1 tRNA gene is annotated in these 2,783 nt (G+C 43.7%); it reads right to left on the reverse strand.

The features are described 5' to 3' along the window. Positions 1 to 1,043: 1,043 nt before the first annotated feature. A tRNA-Thr gene (locus FD38_RS01590) sits at positions 1,044 to 1,116 on the reverse strand. Positions 1,117 to 2,783 lie beyond the last annotated feature (1,667 nt).

Raw genomic sequence — 2,783 nt, forward strand, 5'->3', positions numbered from 1 at the left:
TACACATATTTGGTTTGTCGAAACAATGTTCAGTTTTCAAAGGTCTACCAAGCTGTCTTTCGTAACAGACAACTTAATCATCATATCATTTGGAAGATGTGATGTCAACAACTAATTTCAATTAATTATTTTCAATCAATTGATTTGCGTTGCTGATGCGCCATCGCTATTTGACAGCTTAATTAATATACCATTACGTCCTAGGGACTGTCAACGAATTTCTCAAATAAAATCCGTAGTTTCTATTCACTCCAGTAATTAATTCCGGGAAACGGCTGCTTTATAGCGTTTTGCCCGTTACATAGCCAACGAAAAAATGATTATCTCCCCCACAGAACGCCTATGTTCTCATGCCGATCAGCCTGGCCGATTCCGCCAAGAAATAACCTACCCCTTTTGCAGCGTCGCCCATGTGTACTTGCCGCTACTGGTAACTTTATCCGTTAGTTCTTCGATCTCATGCCTATGCAGAACATAGACAGCCCGTTCACTACGGTACCGCCATATTCTACTAGTCTCCCCCTATGCATAACGGCCTCGCCTATTCGAGGGGCGCACAACTTACCGGCCATATCTGAAATAGATGGACGGCCGCCAGCGCCAACTAAGCTGTCCCGTTTCATGACGATCTTTCATTAGCCAGTATTAGTAGCATTCTCATTCAATGACCGGCGAACATACGTTTAAAAGCTTTTTGGGCCACGCACTTACCAGCCACTGGTCACTTTCTTGCGGTAATCCGCTCATCAGTTTGGAAGATTGGCGCACCCTTACACCAAATGATTCCCAAATCCTTTAGCTCCTAGCTCGCTTTTTAGCTAACAACGGTCCAGCCGCCTCGAAAGCCCCACCTTCCCGTCATGACTACGACTACTATCCGCACCACTGTCTTTTCACTCGCATAATTTCTCCGCATTTGTCTTCCCCACCCACACGCCGCACATGCCATAAAGCGGTTGAAGCGTCCGGCGTCTCCCAGGCCACTCCTAAATAAAGCACCCCCGTCAGTTGTTGACCTGACGGGGGTGCTTGTTTAACTAATAAGCCGCTTATTGGATTTGAACCAACGACCTCTTCCTTACCATGGAAACGCTCTACCTTCTGAGCTAAAGCGGCATTTGTTCTATTATTACTGAAAATTCGGTATCTGACAATAGATGCCCCCGGAAAAGTTTGAGCTCCGCCAGACGCCTTACCGATGTCCTCCATTCTACCAAAAACTTCTGCGCCGCGCACGCCTATCCCATTTTTCGAAATAGACATGTGGTCATTCGCATAGCCCGGTCAACGTAAGACTCACGTAACGTGGCCTTTACCCGTACCTCATTCATTGGGTAACCCCGCCCCTTCCTCATCATTGCAAATGCAACAACGCCGGTCGGGCCTGCACTTCGTTATAGAGTGTTCATTCCATCGTCTCTCGGTACAAACCGACTGGGGCCACTTGAATGCTTCGACTACCCTATTTCATTTAGCATTAGCCCCTTAAAAAAGATTCTCAATTGCTGAGTAACTATCCGAAAACAACTAAAACAATCAAGTTAAAGCACAAAAGCGCCTCCAGTTTATGCTGAAAACGCCATTGCCGATAAACCTTAATATTTATAATGCCATCCACGAATACTTGCATACCAATGAATTTTATGGTGAGAGACGTAACCCTGCTTTATCGCAATCTTATTCCCGCTATATTTGATTCGGGCATACACAGTCTGAGGCCCATAGATCATCAAGTTACCTTTAAACTTATAGGTGTGATGACCGACGTAAGTGTATTTTATATGATTGATTCCTGCAGGATCACCACTTCCAGCTTCTTGTACAATGCTATTTTTTTCAATGGTGATTCAATTATAATTCTTAACTTTATGCGGCCAACCAATAGAACCGATATGTTTTCGATACTTACCTCTAAAAAACGAAGGTGCCCCTCTCCTAATAGTTAGTTTCACCATTAGTTTAACCCACAATCAAAAGCCGAACTACACAATATAGATAGCAAATTATCAAATTAACTGCGGCCTTGTTTCGCCAAAAGTTTCAATTGGATTCTTCCAGCATGAAGGCACATGGACGGTTATTTGAACTTCCGACTAACTTACTGAGGCCCTGGTTGATCAGCTTATCCAGGTCGGTTTCTTGAAGCCACTCTCGGATGAAATTGTCGATATTCTCATTGATTCCCGTTGTGAGTGACACATAGGAACCGGGAACATAGACCGGAATACCAATCCTTTGACTAACTTCGTGGCATCCTGCAAATTTGGTTCTCCAATCCGGCGTAAGCACTTAAAACCGTTTAAGCGTCACGCTATACGGTAAGTCGATTGCCGCTTACGTGATACTCTTAGTGGTTACCCTAGGAAAGCGCTCAGACAATAGGTACTCAAAGTTACAGTTAACTAATGTCCCCGTGCTGAATACATGGATCTACCATCCCAACGACCAAGCTAACTTCGATTTTTATATAAAATAGACCATTTGCGAACAGAAATAACGTCATTAAATCATTTCCAACGTTCTCGAATGGTTTCTTTGTTGATCCTTTAGACGGTGTCACAGACGGTATAGCCACTCGTCTAATAGGATAATCGTTCTTTTAAGGTAAAGGCTCACGGCCTAGTCTCCCCTTTAGAAGACCATTGTAGTGACCTTATCTTACAAGTCTTTAGGTGGTGAATTTTGTATTCTCTTCTTACTCGTTGCGCTTCAACTGGAAATTTTTGTACAAAAAAAGGAACTCAACTAAATTGAGTTCCTCCGGTTGCGTGGCAACGTCCTAT

Source organism: Levilactobacillus zymae DSM 19395 (genome assembly GCF_001434115.1).
Classification (GTDB): Bacteria; Bacillota; Bacilli; order Lactobacillales; family Lactobacillaceae; genus Levilactobacillus; species Levilactobacillus zymae.